Origin of the sequence: Butyrivibrio proteoclasticus, assembly GCF_900115735.1 — a bacterium.
GTDB lineage: Bacteria > Bacillota > Clostridia > Lachnospirales > Lachnospiraceae > Butyrivibrio > Butyrivibrio proteoclasticus_B.
Genome location: NZ_FOXO01000006.1, coordinates 140,713 through 162,105, shown reverse-complemented (window position 1 = coordinate 162,105; position 21,393 = coordinate 140,713). Strand labels below are relative to the sequence as shown.

Genomic DNA, 21,393 nt, shown 5'->3' with positions numbered 1-21,393 from the left:
TTTCAGGCTTCCTTTAGTGTAGCATACATCACTGCTTTGATAGTGTGCATACGATTTTCTGCCTCTTCAAAAACGATAGATCTGTCTGATTCAAATACTTCGTCAGTTACTTCCATTTCATCGAGGCCATATTTATTCTTTATGTCCTTACCAATGCCTGTGTTAAGATCATGGAATGATGGAAGGCAATGCATAAATACACATTTTTCACCTGCATTATTCATAATATCCATAGTTACGCGGTAGGGTTCAAGATCTTTTATTCTCTCTTCCCATACTTCATCCGGCTCCCCCATAGATACCCAGATGTCTGTATAAATAACATCTGCCCCTTTTGTTCCCTCCAATGGATCCTCTGAAAAATCAATTACTGCGCCTGTCTGTACTGCTATTTCCTGACAGGTCTTAACAAGTTCTTCCGATGGGAAATACTTCTTATTGGATACCGCAGTGAAATGCATTCCGAGTTTTGCACACAGAACCATTAATGAGTTACCTGTATTGTATCTTGCATCGCCCATATATACAAGATGTATTCCTGAAAGCTTTCCAAAATGCTCTTTTATCGTCAGTGCATCTGCAAGCATCTGTGTCGGGTGGAACTCATTGGTTAGTCCGTTCCATACAGGCACCTTGCTGTATTTTGCTATAGTCTCAACTATCTCTTGATCAAAACCACGATACTCAATTCCGTCAAACATTCCTGCAAGAACCCTGGCGGTATCTGCGATGCTTTCCTTTTTCCCAATCTGAGAATCGTTTGGATTAAGATATGTCGATCCCATTCCAAGATCGTGAGCAGCTACTTCAAAAGCACATCTGGTACGGGTACTGGTCTTTTCAAAAATAAGAGCTATGTTCCTGCCCCTTAAGACATCTGTAAGTACACCATTTTTCTTTTTCTCTTTCAGCTCTGCTGCAAGATCAATAAGATAAAGAATCTCCTCAGGTGTGTAGTCCAACAGTTTCAAAAAGTCGCGTCCAAATAAATTCATATCTCATCCTCCGTTCTGTGGGAAATAGTATAAGGGATTGCTACTGCAATCCCTTATATATTAGCATAAATATTCATTTATGTGAATGATTTTGTATAAATATTCAATTGTTATGCATTACCAGAATACATGTGCTCCGATAACAATACCATCCCTTCCGTTTATCCTTCTGAAGTGAAGGGCTGTTCCAACAGTTGTTTCACCACTTATGGCTGCCTGAGCTGCCTGATAGTTTGTATCAGAAATCTTACCACTGTTGTATACCTTGGCAACTGTTCCGTTAAGTGCAGGTGTAAACTGACCTGATGCGTAGATTACACTGTAAATACTGCTAGGATAAGCTCCACTCTTGACACGGTTCATAACCACCGCACCTACCGCAACTCGTCCTTCATAAGGCTGATTACCTGCCTCACACTGGATAAGCGCTGCAAGAAGCTTAACTTCATCTGCATCTGCACTAACAGCTCCGGTATTCTTCGTGAGGGCTTTTTTTCTTTCTTCCTCTTCACGAATCTTGATTGCTGCTATTGTCTCACCCTGGTCAATCTTGAACTCAGTAGTGACATACTCTGACTGAACATATCCTGTCTCATCATTATAGTCTACGCTGATCCAACCATTTCCCAGATCTTCCATCATATCTACGAAGGCTTTTTCACCGAGAACTCCGATTATCTCTGAATCCTCTGAAGCCTCACTTCTAACATTCAGAGCACTGCTCTGACTTGTCACAAGCTGCTTGCCTACATCAGATGCAAGTTTTTCAGCATCTTCTCCAAATAAAAGATACTCATCCTTGGCCCAGCCGATGAGATCACCTGACTGAAGCTTTGTCCAGCCATCTTTCCTCTCAAGAATCTTACCACCGCAGTCCTTATAGAGAACTCCGACCTTCTGTGCGTCCTCTGAAGGCTCTTCTCTTACATTCATAGCCTTGCCAACATTGGACATAACTAAAGTTGACTCAGTCTCTTCTGATGATGCAGCAGAACTCGCTTCTGAAGATTTCTCAACACTTGCCGCCACCTTTACTTCTGTAGCTGTCACATCAATTCCCAAAGGTGCAATCGGACTAACAATGTTAGAAATGCCTGCAGAAACAGAAATACTGTTTGCTCCGCCAACTGCATGTACCGTCATCACATGGGAATCAAATAGAACTAAGATGAGACCGCAAATCATGATAAGTCTCATTATCCCACGGGATAACTCTAGCTTTTTTTTCATATCTTTGCTTTCCTCTTTGCTACCCTAGCGAACGCCTGGGTAAATGTTACGAAAATATTTCAACTTGTTACCAAGTCGAAAACACTCTGAAAGAGATATTAACAAACATATGATATTTTGTCAAATATTACGACTTTTTTCAATACAGGCTTGGACTGCATCCATAACTGTTCCTCTAAATCCCTCCTTCTCAAGGACATGTACAGCCTCAATGGTTGTACCGGAAGGAGAACATACCATATCCTTTAATTCTCCGGGATGTTTGCCTGTTTCAAGAACCATTTTTGCACTTCCAAGAACAGACTGCGCAGCGAACTCGTAGGCCTGCTTTCTTGGCATTCCTCCTGCCACTGCAGCATCTGCCATTGCTTCTATGAAAAGAAATACATACGCAGGTGATGAACCGCTTATTCCAACTACTACATCCATCATGGATTCAGGGACTGTATAGGCTTTTCCAAAACTCTCCAAAAGTTCCATTACAAAATGGAAATCATTGTCCGTAACAAGATCGTTTCTGCAGACTGCAGAGCAGCCTTCCAAAACAAGAGCAGGAGTGTTAGGCATTACTCTTATGATCTTAACCGGTTTCTCAAACTCTTTTGCAAGCCAGTTGATGGTCTTACCAGCAGCGATGCTTACTATGATCTTGCTATCATCTACTGTGTCCATAATATCTGCGATAACAACCTTGAGATACTGCGGCTTTACTGCAAGGATGATGATATCTGCGTCCTTGGCTACTGCTTCATTGGAGCTTCTTGTCTGAATTCCGTACTTGTTTGCGACCTTTGTTCTTGTGGTTTCAGTTGCTGCTGTTCCTATGATCTCGTTTGGTCCCATAAGTCCTTTGGCTAAAATGCCTCCGATCATAGCTTTTGCCATGTTTCCAAGTCCGATAAAACCAATTGTCATTTTAATTACCCCCTTCTTTGTCTGGATGCTTCAAATGTAAGTATTGCTGCTGATGTTGCAGCGTTCATTGATTCTACTTCACCTTTCATTGGAATAAGAATGTACTCTGTTGCTGCATCCGCAGTCTCTTTTGTAAGGCCATTTCCTTCATTTCCTATCAAAAAAGCTGATGGTTTTGTATAGTCAAATTCATCATAGCTCTTTTTCCCTTTAAGATGCGCAGCATAAGTATTGATACCATTTGCAGAAAGTTTTTTTATCATTTTAGGAAGGCTTTCTACATATATAAAAGGCATTCTGAAAATTGAGCCCATGGTGGATCTGATGACCTTTGGATTGTAGATATCAGCCGAGCCTTTGCTGAGGATCACTCCGGTAACACCGGCTCCTTCACCTGAACGAAGCATTGTTCCAAGGTTTCCTGGATCCTGAATGTTCTCAAGAATAAGGATGAGCGGTTTTGCGCCTTCATCATCTTTATTATAACCTTCCAAAACTTCCTCTTCTGAATAATGGTACTGGGAAATCACCGCCAGAACTCCCTGAGGCGTTTGGGTATCTGCCATTTTCTTCATGACATCATCTGCCACTTCCTCTGCACCATATCTCCAAAGAATCTCTTTATCTTCCTCAGTGGCTTTATCAAGAAATCTCTGCGTTACATACACTTCTCTTACCTGAAGAACAGGCGCCTCTCTGAGCATTTTCATACCCTCAATGACAAATACGTCTCCGTCCTTGCGGGCCTTGCTCTTTTGCACATAAGCCACTACCTGTTTTACTCTATCGTTATTAGTACTTGTTATCATTATCTTTCCTCTTATTCCATATACCCGATTAGTGTATATAGTATAACACAACAAACAAAGGATAAAAAAACGACGGATATAAAAAATCCGCCGTTGAATCAATCTGTTATCAAATATGCTATTAAAGAATACGTGCGATTTCGTACATGTACTCGTTTATATTCTTTTTCATTGCAAGAGCTTCGTCAATATCGTAGTCAACGAACTGGCCATTGCGATATCCAACTACTCTGTTTGTCTTGCCTGCTGCAAGAATATCTGCTGCATAGCATCCCATCATAGAAGCATATACACGATCCTTACATGTTGGGCTACCACCACGCTGCATGTAACCAAGAATTGATGCTCTTGTCTCAAGGCCTGTAGCAGCCTCAATTCTGCGGGCCATTGATGTTGAATGTCCGATACCTTCAGCATTTACGATGATGTGATGTGTCTTACCTTTCTTACGGTTATCAATGATATTATCAATGATGCGCTGCTCATTGTAATCATATTTCTCTGGAAGAAGGATATCATCAGCACCGTTAGCAATTGAACACCAAAGAGCTATGTAACCTGCGTGACGTCCCATAACCTCTACAATACTAACTCTTTCGTGTGATGAAGATGTATCACGAATCTTGTCGATTGCTTCCATAGCTGTATTTATAGCTGTGTCAAATCCGATTGTGTAATCTGTACAGGAAATATCAAGATCGATTGTTCCCGGGATACCTACTGTATTGATACCCTGCTGTGAAAGCTTCTGAGCTCCTCTGTATGAACCGTCACCACCGATAACGATAACTCCATCTATACCATGCTTACGGCAGATCTCAGCTCCCTTAGCCTGTCCCTCAGGTGTTGTGAATTCCATACAACGTGCAGTTCCAAGAATTGTACCACCGCGCTGGATGATATCAGATACACTTCTTCTGTCCATATCAATGATTTCTTCATTGAGAAGACCCATGTATCCTTTCTTGATACCCTTAACCTTAAGACCATTAGCTAAAGACTTACGAACAACTGCTCTGATAGCAGCATTCATTCCAGGTGCGTCACCACCACTTGTTAATACGCCGATTGTTTTTATCTGCTTTGCCATATGATTTCCTCGATTCCTAAAATGCAATACCTAAACACAAATAAATATTGATAAATTTATGACATTTTTTCTAGAATATATTAGCGCAATTATTTTAAATCTGCAATGGAAACGTTTCTTATTTCAGCTTTTTTTAACATTTTCACTAATTATTTTATCATATTGTCTGCTTTCTTGTAGTATTGGATGTTAATGTCTTTGATGCTATAATCTTCTAATAATCATTAAAGTTGAGGAAAAACATGGCATTTACGCATCTTCACGTCCACACTGAGTACAGTCTTTTGGACGGTTCTAACAAAATAAAAGAATATGTAAAAAGGCTTAAGGACCTTGGCATGAACGCCGGCGCAATTACAGATCACGGAGTAATGTACGGCGTGATTGACTTCTATAAAGCATGCAAAGATGCCGGTATAAACCCTATTATCGGCTGCGAAGTATATGTTGCTCCTTCTTCGCGATTTGATAAGGAAGCTTCTGCCACCGATGACAGGTACTATCACCTGGTACTTCTGGCTGAGAACAACGTAGGTTACGCCAATCTTTCACACATCGTAAGCCGGGGATTTACCGAAGGTTACTACTACAAGCCCCGTGTTGATATGGAGCTTTTGGAGAAATACCACGAAGGCATCATTGCTTTGAGTGCATGTCTTGCCGGCGAGATTCCCCGCAACATATTAAAAAGAGAAAACGCCAAGGCAAAAGAAGCTGCCATCCGCATGGACAAGATATTCGGTCACGGGAATTTCTTTTTAGAACTGCAGGATCACGGAATTCCTGATCAGAGAATTGTGAACAATACTCTTTTAGCCCTCTCCGATGAGCTTGATATTCCGCTGGTTGCAACCAACGACTGTCACTACACTTATGCTGACGACGCGGAAGCTCACGATCTTCTTTTGTGCATCCAGACTGGTAAAAAAGTCGGTGACGAGGACAGACTTCGCTACGAAGGCGGACAGTACTATGTAAAGAGTGAAGATGAAATGAGAGCTCTTTTCCCATATGCAAAAGAGGCTCTTGATAATACGCAGAAAATTGCTGACAGATGCCATGTTGAAATTGAATTTGGTGTCACAAAACTCCCACATTTTGAGGTTCCGGAAGGGTACGATTCATGGACTTACCTGAATAAGCTGTGTCTTGATGGACTTCACGAGAGATACCCCGATGATGACGGAACTCTAAAAGAGAAGCTTGACTATGAGCTTGGCGTCATAAAACGCATGGGTTATGTGGATTACTTCCTTATTGTATGGGATTACATCAACTATTGTCGTGAGCACGACATTGCGGTTGGCCCGGGGCGTGGTTCTGCTGCCGGAAGTATTGTTTCCTATTGTATGCACATAACCAACATCGATCCAATTAAGTATGATCTTCTCTTTGAGAGGTTCCTTAATCCTGAGCGAGTGTCCATGCCTGATATTGACGTGGATTTTGAGTACGAGCGCAGACAGGACGTTATTGACTACGTAACTGAAAAATACGGTGCGGACAAGGTTGTGCAGATTATCACTTTTGGTACTCTTGCTGCCAAGGGTGTTATTCGTGATGTGGCGAGGGTTATGGATCTTCCTTACAGCTACGGCGATCAGATTGCAAAGATGATTCCAAACGAGCTGAACATTACGCTTGAAAAAGCTCTTTCCATGAATCCGGAGCTGCGGACTCAGTACGAAACTGACGGAACAGTTCATAAGCTCATAGACATGTGTAAAAAGCTTGAGGGTCTTCCAAGGCACACCTCTATTCACGCGGCCGGTGTTGTTATCTGCCAGGCTCCAGCTGAGGACCTGGTTCCTTTGTCCCGCTCTGCTGAAGGAAATATCACAACTCAGTTCACCATGACCACAATAGAAGAGCTGGGACTTCTTAAAATGGACTTTTTGGGACTTCGCACTCTGACTGTTATCAAGGACGCTGTGCGCTTTGCCAACAATTCCATCGGCGCCAAAAAAGGTGATCCTGATTTCATCGATATAGATAAGATTGATTACAATGACCCCAATGTCCTTGCGCTTATTGGAAGTGGCAAGTGCGATGGTATATTCCAGCTTGAATCAGGCGGTATGCAGGCCTTCATGAAGGAGCTTCGCCCGCAGTCTCTCGAAGACATCATTGCAGGAATATCTCTTTATCGTCCGGGCCCAATGGACTTCATTCCGAAATATATTTCAGGAAAAAATGATGCTGCATCCATCAGCTATCAGACTCCTGAACTTGAACCTATATTAAAGCCTACTTATGGCTGTATCGTATACCAGGAGCAGGTTATGCAGATAGTTCAGCAGCTTGGTGGCTACACTCTCGGACGAGCTGACCTTGTAAGACGTGCCATGAGTAAAAAGAAACAGCATGTCATGGAGGTTGAAAGAGCTAACTTTGTATACGGCAATCCCGATGAAAATGTTCCGGGATGCGCTTCAAAAGGCATTTCTCCTGAAATTGCCAATGCCATTTACGATTCCATGATGGACTTTGCAAAGTATGCATTTAACAAATCTCACGCTGCCTGTTATGCAGTAGTTGCCCTGCAGACAGCATGGCTTAAAAACTACTATCCTGTGGAATTCATGGCCGCACTCATGACTTCAGTTATTGATAATCCTAGCAAAGTTTCAGGCTATATCATGAGCTGCAGAAACATGGGAATAACTCTTTTGCCTCCTGATATCAATGAAGGCTACTCTGGATTTTCAGTTACAGACCATGATGGTAAAAAAGCCATAAGATACGCGCTCACTGCCATCAAGGGTGTCGGAAGGCCGGTAATTTCAGCCATTGTAAAAGAACGTGAGCTTCGTGGAAAGTTCAAGAATATCAACGATTTCCTTACCCGCATGCAGGGAAGAGAAAGCGACGTCAATAAAAGAGCTATTGAAAACTTCATAAAGGCCGGAGCTCTTGACTGCTTCGAGGGCAGCCGAAAACAACTCATGACTGTTTATGTACAGATAATGGATCAGCTCCATAACAGCGGAAGGAATTCAATGGCCGGCCAGATGTCACTATTTGATTTTGCCGGAGAAACAGAGAAGAAACAGTACGAGGTACCACTTCCGAACGTAGGAGAGTTTCCCCGTGAGCTTCTTTTGGAGTTTGAAAAGGAAGTCCTTGGAATCTATGTTTCAGGTCATCCTCTTGAAGAGTATGTGGGAATGTGGAAAAAGAATATCACAAATACCACAGCAGATTTCTATCTTGATGATGAGACGGGCGTTCCTAATGTAAAGGATAACGTCAACGCAAAGATAGGCGGCATCATAAGTGATAAAAAGATCAAATACACCAAGACTGATCAGGTTATGGCATTTTTGTCCTTGGAAGATATGGTTGGAACTGTAGAAGTAATTGTCTTCCCAAAGACCTACGAAGCCAATGCGCCGCGCCTTAACACAGATGCCAAGGTGTTTATTGAAGGCCGCGTATCTGTCGAAGAGGACCGCAATGCCAAGCTCATTGCCAGCAAAATCACGCTGTTTGATGAAATCGCAAGAACAGTGTGGATAAGATTTGCCAATATAGATGAATACTCTGCTAAGGAGAGGGAGCTCTTTTCGATGCTTGCAGAAAGTGACGGCAAAGATGAAGTCACTGTGTATCTCACCGATACCAAGCAGGTGAAAAAACTCGGCAAAGGCTACACAATAAGAGCTGACAAAGATATGATCGAAATACTCTCAAATGCATTTGGAAGAGAAAACGTTCAGGTTGTTTGATACAACCTGAACGTTTTTTACCTGGTCATAAGATTCCAGAGCTCATCATCTGTTAGGTGCGCCTTGATCCTGAGTATAAGGTGTACTTTTTCTCCACCGGATTCTTTTTGGAACTTGCGCTGCCACTTATAAAAGTGCGGGCCATCTCCCAGTACTCTAAGATATGACATAAGGCTCTCAGCCACAAATCCTGACTGCCTGATATCTGCTTCGCAGTCATTTTCATAAAAGCCTTCCCATATGCCGTGTTCATGGCTTCTCATAACATTGTAGCCTTCAAAAAATGCCTTTTTTGCAAGACCGGCTTCATAAAAAGCTGTGAGATAATCAACCGGCTTACCATTAGCCCCCTCCTCAAGCACGTCGATAAATTTGCCGCCTTCTTTTTGATCATCAAGACAGGTCAGTATTGCCCTGCAAATATGGTATGCCCCAAGATAGCTGTAATAGTGGTACTGAACCTGACAGATAAGGTTGTTATCGAATCTTTCTGCTGCAACATGGTTTCCTTTTGCTATCATAGCTTCTTTTATCTTATTGCAATCTTCAAGGTACTTATTGTAATCATCAAGTGCTTCCTTATATTTTTCTTCATGCCACTTTACCTGTTCTAAGAGAGTATCTCTTTTACAGATCCAGTTAAGTTCAGAAAGCGCCTTGGTTCTTGAAGGTTCAAGCTTATCAAAATTGCTGATAAAACCGCAGGCAAGAATCCTTGATCCATGGTTGCTGAACTGCTCTCCTGCGTGGTCATCATCATTAGGACCGTACTTGGGAGTATAATCAGGCCATGCTTTATAGGCATCTTCTATCCTTGAAATAAAGTCAGGCGTGGTGATACTGCCATAATATTTTCTTACAAAGTCATGAAGATGTTCAATCCCATATTCCTGCGCATTTAAGCTCTCTCTGCTATTACAATCAGAATTACTCTCATCGCAAGCACTCCACATTTTGGCTATCAAATCCAGATAATAAGTGTGGGGCTTAATATTGGAGCAGTTAATTATCCAAAAATCATCTGCGCCATGGGCATAGACATCAGTAAGCTCTTTTACCACAAATTCAGGAGCATTGGGAAGCATGGTCATCATGGCTGCTGCCTGAAGGTCATAGAAAGATGCATGGTAATAAATTCCATGAGCACTGTTATCCCCTTCATGAGGCAGAGCATAAACCCTTGGATTATGGTTATTCTGTCTTCTTGAAACCATCTTGCCAAAGCCGTTGTCTGCCCAGATTTTAATTACATCCTCAGGGAAAGTCAAAAATCCATCCTTATACAGCTCCATTGTCTCGCCGTAAAGGTTTGTACAGCAAACTGCGTCCTTATCCGATTCTTTTACCAGCTTGTACTGTTCAAGGATCAGATCGCTCATTAACTTGCCACGGGCTGCAGGTGTATCATAGGTTGGATCATCTGCCCAGAAAGGTCTGTCACCCTGACCTCTAAAGCCCAGATTCCACACAACCTTACAATTCTTTTGATCTTCTATAGCCTGCTTCCAGAGACCTCTGAAAAGATCCGGATACTTGTCAAAGCTTGCCTCCATGTCAGGATAAGCCCTCGCAAACATCTGGGCTCCCAAGGGTTCCGCATGATGGTGAGTTATCCAAAGTCCGTAATCATTAGCAAGATCTTTGTACCTATGAGAATTGTGGTCTGTCCCGGGGATTGTCATATTTCCACCACAGCGAAGAAGTGCTTCAAATGCCATTTCCCAGGGAAAGTTCTCGCCTACTTTTTCCCGCCATCCATCAAAAAGGACTTCATCATTGATAAACCACCCTCTGAATCTTACTTTTGCCGGCTTTGATTCATAGTGATAGTTATCAGGAACTACGTGTTCAGGTTGTTTATAAAGCTCCTGCTCATTCCAAAACCAGAAATTCTGAACCCCAAGAAATTCTCTGCTGATATGATAAATACCATAGATAAGTCCAAAGTCACTTTCAGAAGTAATCGTTAGCTCATGGTCCTTCCGCTCAACTATAAACCTTTCCTTTGAAGCGTCATATGAAATTGACTTTTGTATTACCGGTGAAGTCATGGTATTTGTTTCATTTTCTGCTGTTTTTTTAGTTCGAATCAGCCTGATCTCAAGTCCGGATTCTGAGTTTTTTTCACATGTGTTTTTTAAATCCCTCTCAAAAGCCTTAACTGCCTTTTGTATCGGTACGCTATCCACATCACCGGTGATTTTTGTGTTGATATTGATCTGCATCATTTCTATTTATAACCCCATATCACTTTAATATGCATTCTTGAATCAACAATTCAAGAATGCATACATTTGTATATCACATTTGTTGAAGCTTTACCTTTAGAAGTCTGTATATTATCTCATGTCCGTCATCATTAGGATGGAGTCCGTCAGGACAATATCTTTCTTTTAAGAAATCCTCCTGAGGTTCGATACCACTTTCCTTATAAAGGTCAACGACAGGAAGTGCATAGTACTGTGCCACCTCCCTGATAATCTTAACATAGTCCATGAGCGTACCCCAGTTGCGGATTCCTCTCTCGTTATATGCCCTGTCTTCTTCAGCCCTGTGCAGGGGAGTCATGACTACTACTTTTGCTTTTGGATATCTCTTAAGAACCTTCTGATACAGATCATGGAGTGCCCCATAAAAAGTATTAGGAGTCCTGTCTGTCATATATCCTTTTGCTGCATCACCATGTCCATAATCATTAGTACCGCCAAATATGACAACAACATCAGCATCCTTTTCCATCGAGTCAACTCTCGACGCAAAGTACTGGTCCATCCTTTCATCATATGGCACCTGCTGTTCTGCAATTCTGGTGCCACCTATCCCGTATCCTCTGCAGATGCATCCATCTCTTTCAAATCTCTTCCAAAAGAAATTCTCAGGAAGGCTCGCTCCATGCCCTTCCGTAATACTGTCTCCGAGAAAATTGATCTTTAGTCCCTCTAGTTTCATTTCATCTTCCTCCAGTAATACTATTAGTTATAAAGTAAAGTATTATACTATTTCCATAATCCAAAGGTCATAAGGCTCTATAGTCATACTCCCTGTAGCAGCCATAGTTTCAAGCGTGTATGGGTTCCAAAGTGAAATGCCTCTGTACTCTCCATCCTCCCAGTTAACTGTAATGGGCTCCAAGCCTTCATTAGCAAGTATAAGAAGGTTCTTGCCATCCTTCACAATGTGACTGCAGCGAAGGTCATAGATATCACCGGAAAATGCAAGTTCTCTGTGAACCCGCTCAAGAACCGGATTTAGAAGTTCCTGTCCCTGCCCTATAAGCACTTTTCCGCCGCTTTTTTCAAATTCCTCGATAACCTTTCTGCCACTCTCATCAAGGGCATTGTATTCATCCGCTTCTGCCAGCAAAACCGAATACTCCTGCGCAGCAATACACAGTTTTCCCTCTGCAAGCCGGCACCTTCCAAGAAGCTCCGCTTCCAGATAATTGAACTCTATCTGATTGGTAAAAAGAGGCTTTGCAAGCTTCCATGACAAAGTATCCTGTCCGCATAAAATGGCGACCTGAGCACAATTCACAGAATCAGTGTTTAGATAACACATCCTCTTAATAAAGTCGCTCATCTTGCGATACTCCGGCCAGAAAGGATTGTTAAGTCCCACCTCCGGCGGACGCTCATCTCCCCTGTCTTCTCTTATTGAATAGTAGAACGCATGAGGGTAAATCAGATTTACTCCTCTGACAAAAAGCCAGTTAAGATACCATCTCATATCCTTTTCTGTGAAAAGCTTAGGATCCTGTCTCTCTCCACAACAACCAAAGCACTCATTGCCGTTTCTTCTTTTTCCCCGATGCCTTGCACTGTCTGAAGAACATTTTCCCATTGTAGAATGCTCTCCCTGAATTGCGTGTCCATCCTCAGGCTCAACAAATCTCCATACTATATCCTGGCATGGTCTCTGGAAATACTTAAGATATCCAATATCTGTGCTCTTCTCCGGATGGCCCGTAAGGTCAATGCCGTGGGATGTACACCAGTCCGAAAGCTGTTTGTAGTAGCTGTTTGCAAGTCTGTTATGAACTACCTGCCTGTATATCCTTTTTGTATCAGCTGCCGCGTTTGCGTTTTCTTCCTGTCCTGCAAAATCGTCTTCTCTTTTTTTGGCATCTGCTTTCTCAAACAGATACTTTATATCTTCCTCTTTTCCTCCTGCGGCCTTGAACTCATCAATAAGCCCCTCGGTCCAGGGAATGATATCTTCTCTTGCGTTTCTTCCGAGTATATTAGGTTCGTCGGTAAAAAAGGCTATAATCGTATCCCCAAAATACTCAGAAAGTTCAGCATAATACTTTTCATGAGTAAGCTCTATAAACTTAGCTACAGCCTTAGGATTTAGAAGGTCTGCACTTTTGGGAGCATTTTCCTCTCCATCATCTTCCCCGGGATGAACTCCTCTTATGGTGCCGCCGCTTGAAACAAGTACGTAGACTATCTGATGTCCATCCTCTGTAGTTTCCGCAACAATCTTCTCTCCTTCATCGCCAAGATCCTCTTTTCTAATTTTCTTAAGTCCCTGTGAGGCAAAAGAAGAATCCGATTTTACCACTTCTCCATGGGCTGAACCTGAAGGATACATGGCTTCGTCATAAAGCACCACCTTCATATCCATTTCTTTTGCTTTTTTCACTGCGAACTTAACATAATGAAAATACTCATCAGACAAATAACCAATGGAAGAGGGCAGCCCCTTTCTGGGATGAATTACAAAGCCATCCACCCCCTTGTCCTTCATTTCTTTCATCTGTCTTAAAATCTCATCCTCTGACAGATCGTCATTCCAAAACCAAAACGGAATTGGTGTAAACTCCTTAAGCGCCTTGATTTCCATACCTTCTCCCTCATCAATTAATCCTTATATACTTAAAAGCTCCTGATGATTCGCCTTCCCCGCCAATAATTCCAATCCCCAGCATTGTTCCTACAAAACTTCTGTCCATTACAGATGGAGAAAGAAATCTGTTTGAGACAGCTGCACTTATGCTATCATGCCCCTCGCATGATGCTTCAAACGCATAACTGTCTTTATTTCCTTTGATTTTCAAGCAAACAACGTCTCCGTTAACTTGCGGCAAATCCACATTAAGATACGTTGCTTTAATCTCATCTGCTTTTTGATCCAGTACAAGCTTATACTGATCTTTTTCCCTTTTTATTCCCCAAAAGATATTAAAATCATCAGCAAGAAAAACCCGTATTCCAGCGGCTGCGCCTTCGCCAAGTCTACTTCCGGATACTATTATTTCCACCTGACATTCAAAGTTAAGATCCGGCTGCCTTACATATGCAAATGCTTCCGAAGTGCCATCTTTAAGCTCTGCTAAAAGACATCCGGGCTGCCTTTTAAAATTATTCTCCCCTTTTCCCCTAAGAAATCTCCACTCAACAGGCCATTTATCATTTGTAAAAGAATCCACAAATGACTTATCAGTTTTCTGCAGCCCCACAAGATCATCACATTCATTTTCAATGTGCGCCATTTTCCCCTTCACCACAGGCCATCCGTCACTGAATTCCACCGGAGAAAGAAATGTTTCTCTACCAAGATGGGAAACCGAAAGCTTACCGGGTCTGCACCCCAAATGAACCATATAATAATGCCCCGTTTCTGTCTTTATAAGGTCTCCATGGCCGGTACAGCTGATTGCTTTACCGGTATCATTTCTATTTGTAAGAATGGGATTCATTGGGCAGTTTTCGTAAGGTCCTAAAATATCTTTGGATCTTGCCACTATTTCCATATGCCCTGAATATGTACCTCCCTCAGCTGCCATCAGATAATAATACTCGCCTATATGATAAATATGCGGTGCCTCAAGCCAACCGCCATCATTTCCTCTATACACGCACTTAAAGTCCTGCAATATTTGTCCTGAATAAGGATCCACCACTCCGAGCCACACTCCCGGTCTACCATCACTCCAATCATTGGTGCAGAAGTATGCTTTTCCATCCTCAAAAAATAATGATGGATCTATTCCACCAAAATCTACCCATACCGGCTTTGACCATGCTCCCTCAGGATTAAAAGTATGAATTATCAGATTGCCAACCTTCTCAACCGCAGCGCAGATAAAAAATACTCCATCCAGATATCTTATTGTCGGTGCCCAGACGCCTCCATTTATATCAAGATTATCTGTATCAATTTCATCTATGCTATCCAACGCATTTCCCACCTGTTCCCAATTCACCAAATCCTTGCTTCTAAATACAGGAATGGCCGGAAAATAAGCAAAACTTGAATTAACAAGGTAGTAATATCCTTTTGCAAAGCATATACTTGGATCTGCCGCAAAGCCTGTTATTATCGGATTATTAAACCTCATAGTGTTCACTCCTATACTGTCCAGGAGTTTTACCGGTATACTTTTTGAATCTGCGGGTGAAGACATGATCATCTTCGTAACCTACTTCCATGCTTATATCCCTAATTTTCTTATCAGTATGCCTAAGCAGCTCTTTTGCTTTCTCCATTCTTACCGTTGCAAGATAATCAGAAGGGCTGATATCCATTTCATTTTTAAAATTGACAGAAAGCGTAACAGCGCTAACTCCAAGCTTCTCAGCCAAAACACTCATAGTAAAGTCTGAGCTTGCATAATCCTCTTTTATATATTTAATTGCTTTTTGTACCATAGAATCATCTTCGGATGTTTTTTCAGACTTGTTGCGCATAAGTCCCCTGCAAACATCCAAAAGTACCCCTCTAAAATCCTGAACAGTCATACACTGCGACAAGGTATAAACACTGAAAATATCACTATTCTCATTATCATCCCATTCATCAATCAAAAGATGAATAATATCGTTGCACATAAGTCTGAATCCCATCAGAGACTGTCCATTTTGCTGCATATGCTCTGCAATCTCATCGACAGTTTTTTCCATAGCATCTACCTGTCCAAGTCTTATGGCATTTTTCAGTCTTTGCATAAATCCAGCCGGAAGCTCTTTTATGGACTCTATTACAGACACGTCGCTATAGTAAATAACCGCATCGTTATCGGCAAGAAATCTGTTATCGTAAGCTGCATCCGCTTCAAGATATGCCCTTGAAGCTTCGCTATAAGCTCTATGGAAATCACTGGAAGAAAGGATAAACTTTTCGCAGTTATTCTTCCCAACAGCCAGCATTTTATCAAGAAATTCTTTTATGCAAACCTCATCCTCTCCAAAGACAACAAAAAGGCTCTGTCGTTTTGCAATAAGGTTAAGACCGTAGCCAGTAAGTCTCTTTTCAGCTTTTAGCATCTCAAGAATTATGTCGTTAACCCTACGCTCATTGCCATTCTCTTTTTCACCAGTCAAAACAACTGTATAAATCTTATTTGCAATGGCCAGTTCCGCACTAGCCGCATTTTCAAGCACATCTTCATCGTCTTCAAAACCGTCACAGACAAAATTATTGACGAATTTGCCTCTGCGATGTTGAAGTCCCTCTATCTCTGAGGCTTTTTTGTTCTCATCAAGAGCCCTGATTCCTCTCTCAATTGTTGCAAAACTGTCATCATCTTCGTTTAAAAGATTAGAAATATTCTTTACACGTTTTCCCATCCTTTTTCTGATTATCACTACAACTGCAGATAAAACCAAATATGAAATGATTGTTATAAAAAATATGGTCCACTGTCCCTGGACAAAGCTGTCATAAAAGCATGAAGCAGACTGTAAAGTCAGATATTCTAAACCACTGTTACCTTTTTTATAAACAGCTGCATAATTATCCCCATTTATTCTGATGAGTTTGCCTTCAGGAAGTGATTCATAACCATCCAGGTCCGTAAGTTCAATTCCAAGGTTTCCTCTCGCAGCTACAACCTGCCCGTCGTAAATGATCATGGTCTGCCTTTCATCTGCAGGTTCTGAGTTAAGAAGTTCATCATAGTACCTGTTGCCCACTATGAAGGCCACTGTTCCTCCCATACGTGGAATCACCGGAAAGAAAAATATGGAAACTCTGTCGCTAAGTTCACCATATCTGGCTATTACATAACCTTCTGCTTTTTGCTCTGGAATAACCTTCATAACGTCTGCATTTTGAAGATAATCTCTTATAGTATCTTTGGATGAACTTTCAAGAAAAAGTCCATCATTGAGAAACATTGTAAGTTCAATAGACGTTGCCCCATTATATACATAATGATCATCCCGGTAATAATAGAACATCTGATTAAAGGACTGACTGACCTTTGTATACTGGTATAATCGATCAATAAGATACCTTGCTTTCACAGGCTGCTCACTTAATTTGAACATGGTAATATCTTCAGAAAACGAAAGCTGAGTCATGATACTGTTCATTATCTCTATGTCATTTTCCTGTCTATTAACAATGCTATTCTGATACTGCCTGTTTGATGAAAAGAAATTATCAAGCATCGTCCTATAATAAAAAGAATACAGATATCCTGCTATTATCAGAATAATAATTCCAATAAAAGCATTAAGGATCAGCATCGACTTATATATTTCATTTGTAGTTCTTTTTCTATGCTTTCTCATATATCCCCATTAATCAAAAGAAATAATCTCAGCCTCTACTAAAGGCTCGCCATCAGAACTGGCTATAACCTGTAGTTTTCCATTAAATGCATGTCTTTCACAAGCCAACTCACTCTCATGACATGATGGATTCCCATTTCCAGCACCAATAAGCGTTGTTCCTTTGCCTGTAGCAATGCGAATGAGCGGACAGGCATTGGGCACAGTCCTTCCATCTTCATCCACAACATCAATATTCCATATACTGATATTATCACTTGTGAGAATATTTTCTTCGTATTTTCTGACCATTAACTTGTCTATCTTTTTCGTTGTGACAACCTTCTCGCAGTACTCTTTTTCTCCTCTTGTTCCCACTGCTTCCAGTACTCCCGGCTCATATACTACATTCTCCCACTGAACATACCAGTTGCTTTTAACAGCCTTTTTACCATAGCTTTTCCCATTTACAAAAAGCTCAATTTCATCCATGTTGCAATAGGCATAAACTGTCAGCATTTCTCTAGGATTTACCGGATTATTCCAATGAGGAAACAAATGAATAGTAGGTTTTTTACCCCACCAGCTCTGATAGTAATAAAAACTGTCTTTTCTAAATCCGCAATAATCAAGTATTCCGAAAGTAGACGATACTGCCGGCCATGGCATTGGGGTCGGCTCACCTCTGTAATCAATTCCTGTCCATAAAAACGCTCCTGCCAAATACTGTCTTTTGGCGGTTTCTCCCCAAAATTTTTCTCCTATTTCAAATCGTTTTTTTACTCTTTGAATGTCTGTACACTTACTTATGTTATTCGGATCTAAAGTAAAAAAATGTCCCTTCGACTCGTCAGTTGAATATATTCCTCTTGCTGAACTATTCGCGGCATCAATTTCTGTGATTATAACTGGCTGATCAGGAAAATGAGCATGATAATCGTCCCAGGCTGTGTCACAATAATTAAATCCCATAACATCCAAATGCTGTGCAACTCCAAAATATTTTGTTGCGTATTCAAATCGATCTTTTCCATCCCAGCATACGATGGCACTCGTAAAGTTTCTTGTTGAGTCAAGCCTTCTGATTTCTCGTTTAAGCCTTTCAGTTACCTTTATTGTTTCATCCAAATGCTGAACATTTATTTCTTCATTGCCTATTCCCCAAAGGAATACAGATGGATGGTTTCGCCCTTGTTTTATGACTTTTCTTAATTGGTCTATGTCCTCCGCAGCACTGCTCATCCTTCTGTTTTCAGAAAAGACAAGAATTCCTAAACGATCACACAAATCCAGTAGCACATCTGAAGGCTGATGATGAGCAGATCTTATGGCATTCATCCCCATCTTTTTCATCTCACGAAACCGATATTCTACAACACTATCCGGCATTCCAATACCAACTCCTGAATGATCCTGATGTACGCAAAGCCCTTTGACTTCAAGTCTCTTTCCATTTAAATAAAAGCCATCATCGGCTGTGAATTCTACTTTTCTTATTCCGAAAACCACATCCTCACATCTATAGCTCCTGTTATTGTCTTTTTCTTTAATTGTGGTCTTAAGGGTGTAGAGAACAGGATTATCAACACTCCAAAGTTCAAAACTTCCCTCTTTTAAAGAAATTACTGACTTTGCCAGTTCCATCTCCCAATCTGCTACATTTAAGTCCACATGACTTTCTGCAATCTTTGTATTTTTTTCATCTATGATCAAAAAGCTTACAGTGATATCTTTATTCTTATAGGATCTGTTCACAACCTGTGCACTTACTGTAATATCTGCTTTTTTCTTTTCTTCATCCAAAAATACTTCCACTTTATTTTCATAAGGAAGTATCATAAGCTCTTCATACTTATAAATCCAAACATGTCGATAAATACCACCGCCCTCATACCACCAGCCTTCTCGTTCTCTTGGATCAACCCTTACACAGATCAGATTTTCACCTTCAACTAAGAAATCGGATATTTCAAAATAAAAATATGTATATCCACTCCTATAGGAGCCTACATACTTTTGATTTACATATACATCACAGTTTCTGTACACTCCATCAAACTTTATAACATAATTCTTATCAAGATCTTCTTTATTTACTATAAAATATTTTCTGAACCAGGCTACCTTAGGCTCAAGACAACCACCAGCATGCAGCCTTGAACGAATAGACTGCATTTCAGGGATATTTCCCATTCCTTCTGTGTCAGCTGTATCCAGAACAAATCTGCCTTCCCGCACATAATCATATGGAAGATCAACACTTCTCCAATCATCTTCATCGCATTTTTTTGCTGTTGCACCGAAATCATATGCTCCGGCTTTTGCTCCTCCCCATCCGCTCTCAGGGCAATGCGGTTCTAAATCTTCTATCTTAAATTTCCACCCTTTATCAAAAAGAATCTTCTCCATTCTAAAATACCTTCATAAAAAACTATACGCGGAGCCTATGCATTAAAGCATGGCCCCGCCTGCAATCCTTCTATAAAAAATTATTCCATATCCATTGTATTTATTGCATCCTGATAAATCTGTACGTAACTGTCTGTATCCATACCATCAAAAATAGCAACAAACTGATCCCAGGTCTGATCAGTAACTCCATTTGTTATGAATGATGCCACATTCTCAACAACAGCATTGTTAATATCAGTTTCTTTTAATGTAATGCTCTGAAGCTGTTCAGATGTAAGAGGCGCAAACTTAAAGTAGTCATTTGAATATTTCTGAATGATTCCAGCATCATCATAAATCTGACAATACTCAGTCTTTTCTACGCGCTGTGCTGGCATGTTGAAGTTATCATAAATGTATGTTGCAGGAGCAAAGAACATAGTATTACAATCAATGTAATTCTTCACATCAGCTGTTCCATCATTGAGTGAATCAATTTTTCCATTCTCATTGTATGTCCAGCCGGTTCCATCAGTCGCATCTTGTTCACCGTAGTATAGTGAAAACATCATTTCAGTATCAAGCATAGCATCAAGAAGTCTCAATGAATCCTCTACGTGCTCATTGGTGACTGTAAGATAAGCGCCTCCCTTTGCGACCTCAAGTATTCTTGCAAATTTAGCTGAGCTATCAGGTGTATAAAGAGTACATGTTTTCATGACACTATCATCAAAGCCCATAGCTATAAGTCTCCATGCAGCAAAGAAGCCAACATTTCCTGCTTTTAGCTTGGTTTCGATTGTGTTGATATCCTGTGAAATAACTTCTGCATCAACAAGTCCCTCTTCATAGCAGGTATGAAGCCATTCCATGCACTGTCTGAAATTTTCTGTTGTAGGAGCAAAAACTACATTCTTATTATCATCAATAAAAATCCATCTGTCGGAATCAACAGGAACTCCAAACATTGGAAGAATATATCTGATTCCATAAAAGCCTGTATCAAGGCCCATCTCCAATGGTATTTCATTGGTTGTATCACCATCGCCATCAGCATCCTCTGACTTGAAGGTTCTTAGTACATCTGTCAGCTCATCCACATTAGTTGGTGTCTCAAGTCCCAGATTATCAAGCCATGTATTATTTATGAAATAGTGCTGATTCGTATTAATGTTCTGTCCTACCAAATAACCGATTGCATATTTATTGCCATCTGAAGCAATAAGACTTGTTGTGGGATCTGCTTCCTCAGCCTCTCTTCTGGCTGTATAGTTTGGCATATACTGACTTGTAAGATCATCATTAAGTGTCTTCAAAAGCCCCTGTGTAACTCCATACTCTTCATAGTCTACAGAAACTGTGTTGGCAATAATGATGTCAGGATAATCTCCTGAAGCAAACATCAAATTCAATTTGGTTTCCCAATCTGATCCTTTTACAACTTCCCATTCAATGTTAATTCCAGTCTGCTCCTCAAGTCTTTGCACTGCTGGCATTTCTGAAACATCTATAAGAGAATCAACATCTCTTATTCCAAGCATAATCTTTAAGGTTAAATCCTCACCACCTTTAGTAGCTTCACCTGATGTTTCCGTTTCTGAACTTGCCACCTGATCCTCTGATGTTGTGTCTGCACTGCTTCCGCATCCTGAAACGATGCCCATAACCATCGCTGCAGAAATAAGTGCCGCTAAAACTCTTTTTTTCATTGTAAACCCTCCTTATATTTAACAGTGC

At 41.0% G+C, this 21,393-nt stretch carries 13 protein-coding genes; 1 reads left to right on the top strand and 12 read right to left on the bottom strand.

Going from position 1 to position 21,393, the window contains the following annotated elements; all coding sequences use genetic code 11:
- Window positions 1-2 precede the first annotated feature (2 nt).
- From argF to pfkA, 5 genes are all read right to left on the bottom strand, one after another.
- Window positions 3-995 (bottom strand): ornithine carbamoyltransferase, encoded by a 993-nt coding sequence (gene argF, locus BM146_RS05595; RefSeq protein ID WP_074885585.1) that lies wholly within the window; start codon window positions 993-995, stop codon window positions 3-5.
- A gap of 117 nt (window positions 996-1,112) precedes the next feature.
- Window positions 1,113-2,225, bottom strand: a complete 1,113-nt coding sequence (locus tag BM146_RS05590; RefSeq protein ID WP_074885582.1) for a cell wall hydrolase — start codon at window positions 2,223-2,225, stop codon at window positions 1,113-1,115.
- A 120-nt stretch (window positions 2,226-2,345) separates the two neighbouring features.
- Entirely contained in the window at window positions 2,346-3,140 is a 795-nt protein-coding gene (proC, locus tag BM146_RS05585; RefSeq protein ID WP_074885579.1) for a pyrroline-5-carboxylate reductase, read from the bottom strand.
- Between the two features lie 5 nt (window positions 3,141-3,145).
- Window positions 3,146-3,949: a TrmH family RNA methyltransferase gene (locus BM146_RS05580; RefSeq protein WP_074885575.1), complete on the bottom strand. Its 804-nt coding sequence runs from the start codon at window positions 3,947-3,949 to the stop codon at window positions 3,146-3,148.
- Between the two features lie 121 nt (window positions 3,950-4,070).
- Window positions 4,071-5,039 (bottom strand): 6-phosphofructokinase, encoded by a 969-nt coding sequence (gene pfkA / locus BM146_RS05575; protein ID WP_022775861.1) that lies wholly within the window; start codon window positions 5,037-5,039, stop codon window positions 4,071-4,073.
- A 242-nt stretch (window positions 5,040-5,281) separates the two neighbouring features.
- On the opposite strand from pfkA, the gene BM146_RS05570 reads away from it, so the two are divergent.
- Window positions 5,282-8,767: a DNA polymerase III subunit alpha gene (locus BM146_RS05570; protein ID WP_074885572.1), complete on the top strand. Its 3,486-nt coding sequence runs from the start codon at window positions 5,282-5,284 to the stop codon at window positions 8,765-8,767.
- 17 nt (window positions 8,768-8,784) lie between these two features.
- Here BM146_RS05570 and BM146_RS05565 read toward each other — a convergent pair whose 3' ends face one another.
- The 7 genes from BM146_RS05565 to BM146_RS05535 all read right to left on the bottom strand — a co-directional run bounded on the left by BM146_RS05565 (window position 8,785) and on the right by BM146_RS05535 (window position 21,365).
- Window positions 8,785-10,995: a glycosyl hydrolase 115 family protein gene (locus BM146_RS05565; protein WP_074885569.1), complete on the bottom strand. Its 2,211-nt coding sequence runs from the start codon at window positions 10,993-10,995 to the stop codon at window positions 8,785-8,787.
- A 73-nt stretch (window positions 10,996-11,068) separates the two neighbouring features.
- Window positions 11,069-11,716 (bottom strand): SGNH/GDSL hydrolase family protein, encoded by a 648-nt coding sequence (locus BM146_RS05560; protein WP_074885563.1) that lies wholly within the window; start codon window positions 11,714-11,716, stop codon window positions 11,069-11,071.
- A gap of 42 nt (window positions 11,717-11,758) precedes the next feature.
- Complete coding sequence (locus BM146_RS05555; protein WP_074885561.1) at window positions 11,759-13,612, bottom strand: hypothetical protein; 1,854 nt, start codon at window positions 13,610-13,612, stop codon at window positions 11,759-11,761.
- Between the two features lie 13 nt (window positions 13,613-13,625).
- Window positions 13,626-15,110: a glycoside hydrolase family 43 protein gene (locus BM146_RS05550; RefSeq protein WP_074885560.1), complete on the bottom strand. Its 1,485-nt coding sequence runs from the start codon at window positions 15,108-15,110 to the stop codon at window positions 13,626-13,628.
- Window positions 15,100-17,286, bottom strand: coding sequence for a helix-turn-helix transcriptional regulator (locus BM146_RS05545; RefSeq protein WP_074885557.1), 2,187 nt, complete (start codon window positions 17,284-17,286; stop codon window positions 15,100-15,102). Before BM146_RS05545 ends, BM146_RS05550 begins: the two co-directional genes overlap by 11 nt.
- A gap of 9 nt (window positions 17,287-17,295) precedes the next feature.
- Entirely contained in the window at window positions 17,296-19,674 is a 2,379-nt protein-coding gene (locus BM146_RS05540; protein ID WP_074885554.1) for a glycoside hydrolase family 2 TIM barrel-domain containing protein, read from the bottom strand.
- An 80-nt stretch (window positions 19,675-19,754) separates the two neighbouring features.
- Window positions 19,755-21,365, bottom strand: a complete 1,611-nt coding sequence (locus tag BM146_RS05535) for an extracellular solute-binding protein (protein WP_074885551.1) — start codon at window positions 21,363-21,365, stop codon at window positions 19,755-19,757.
- Between the last annotated feature and the right edge of the window lie 28 nt (window positions 21,366-21,393).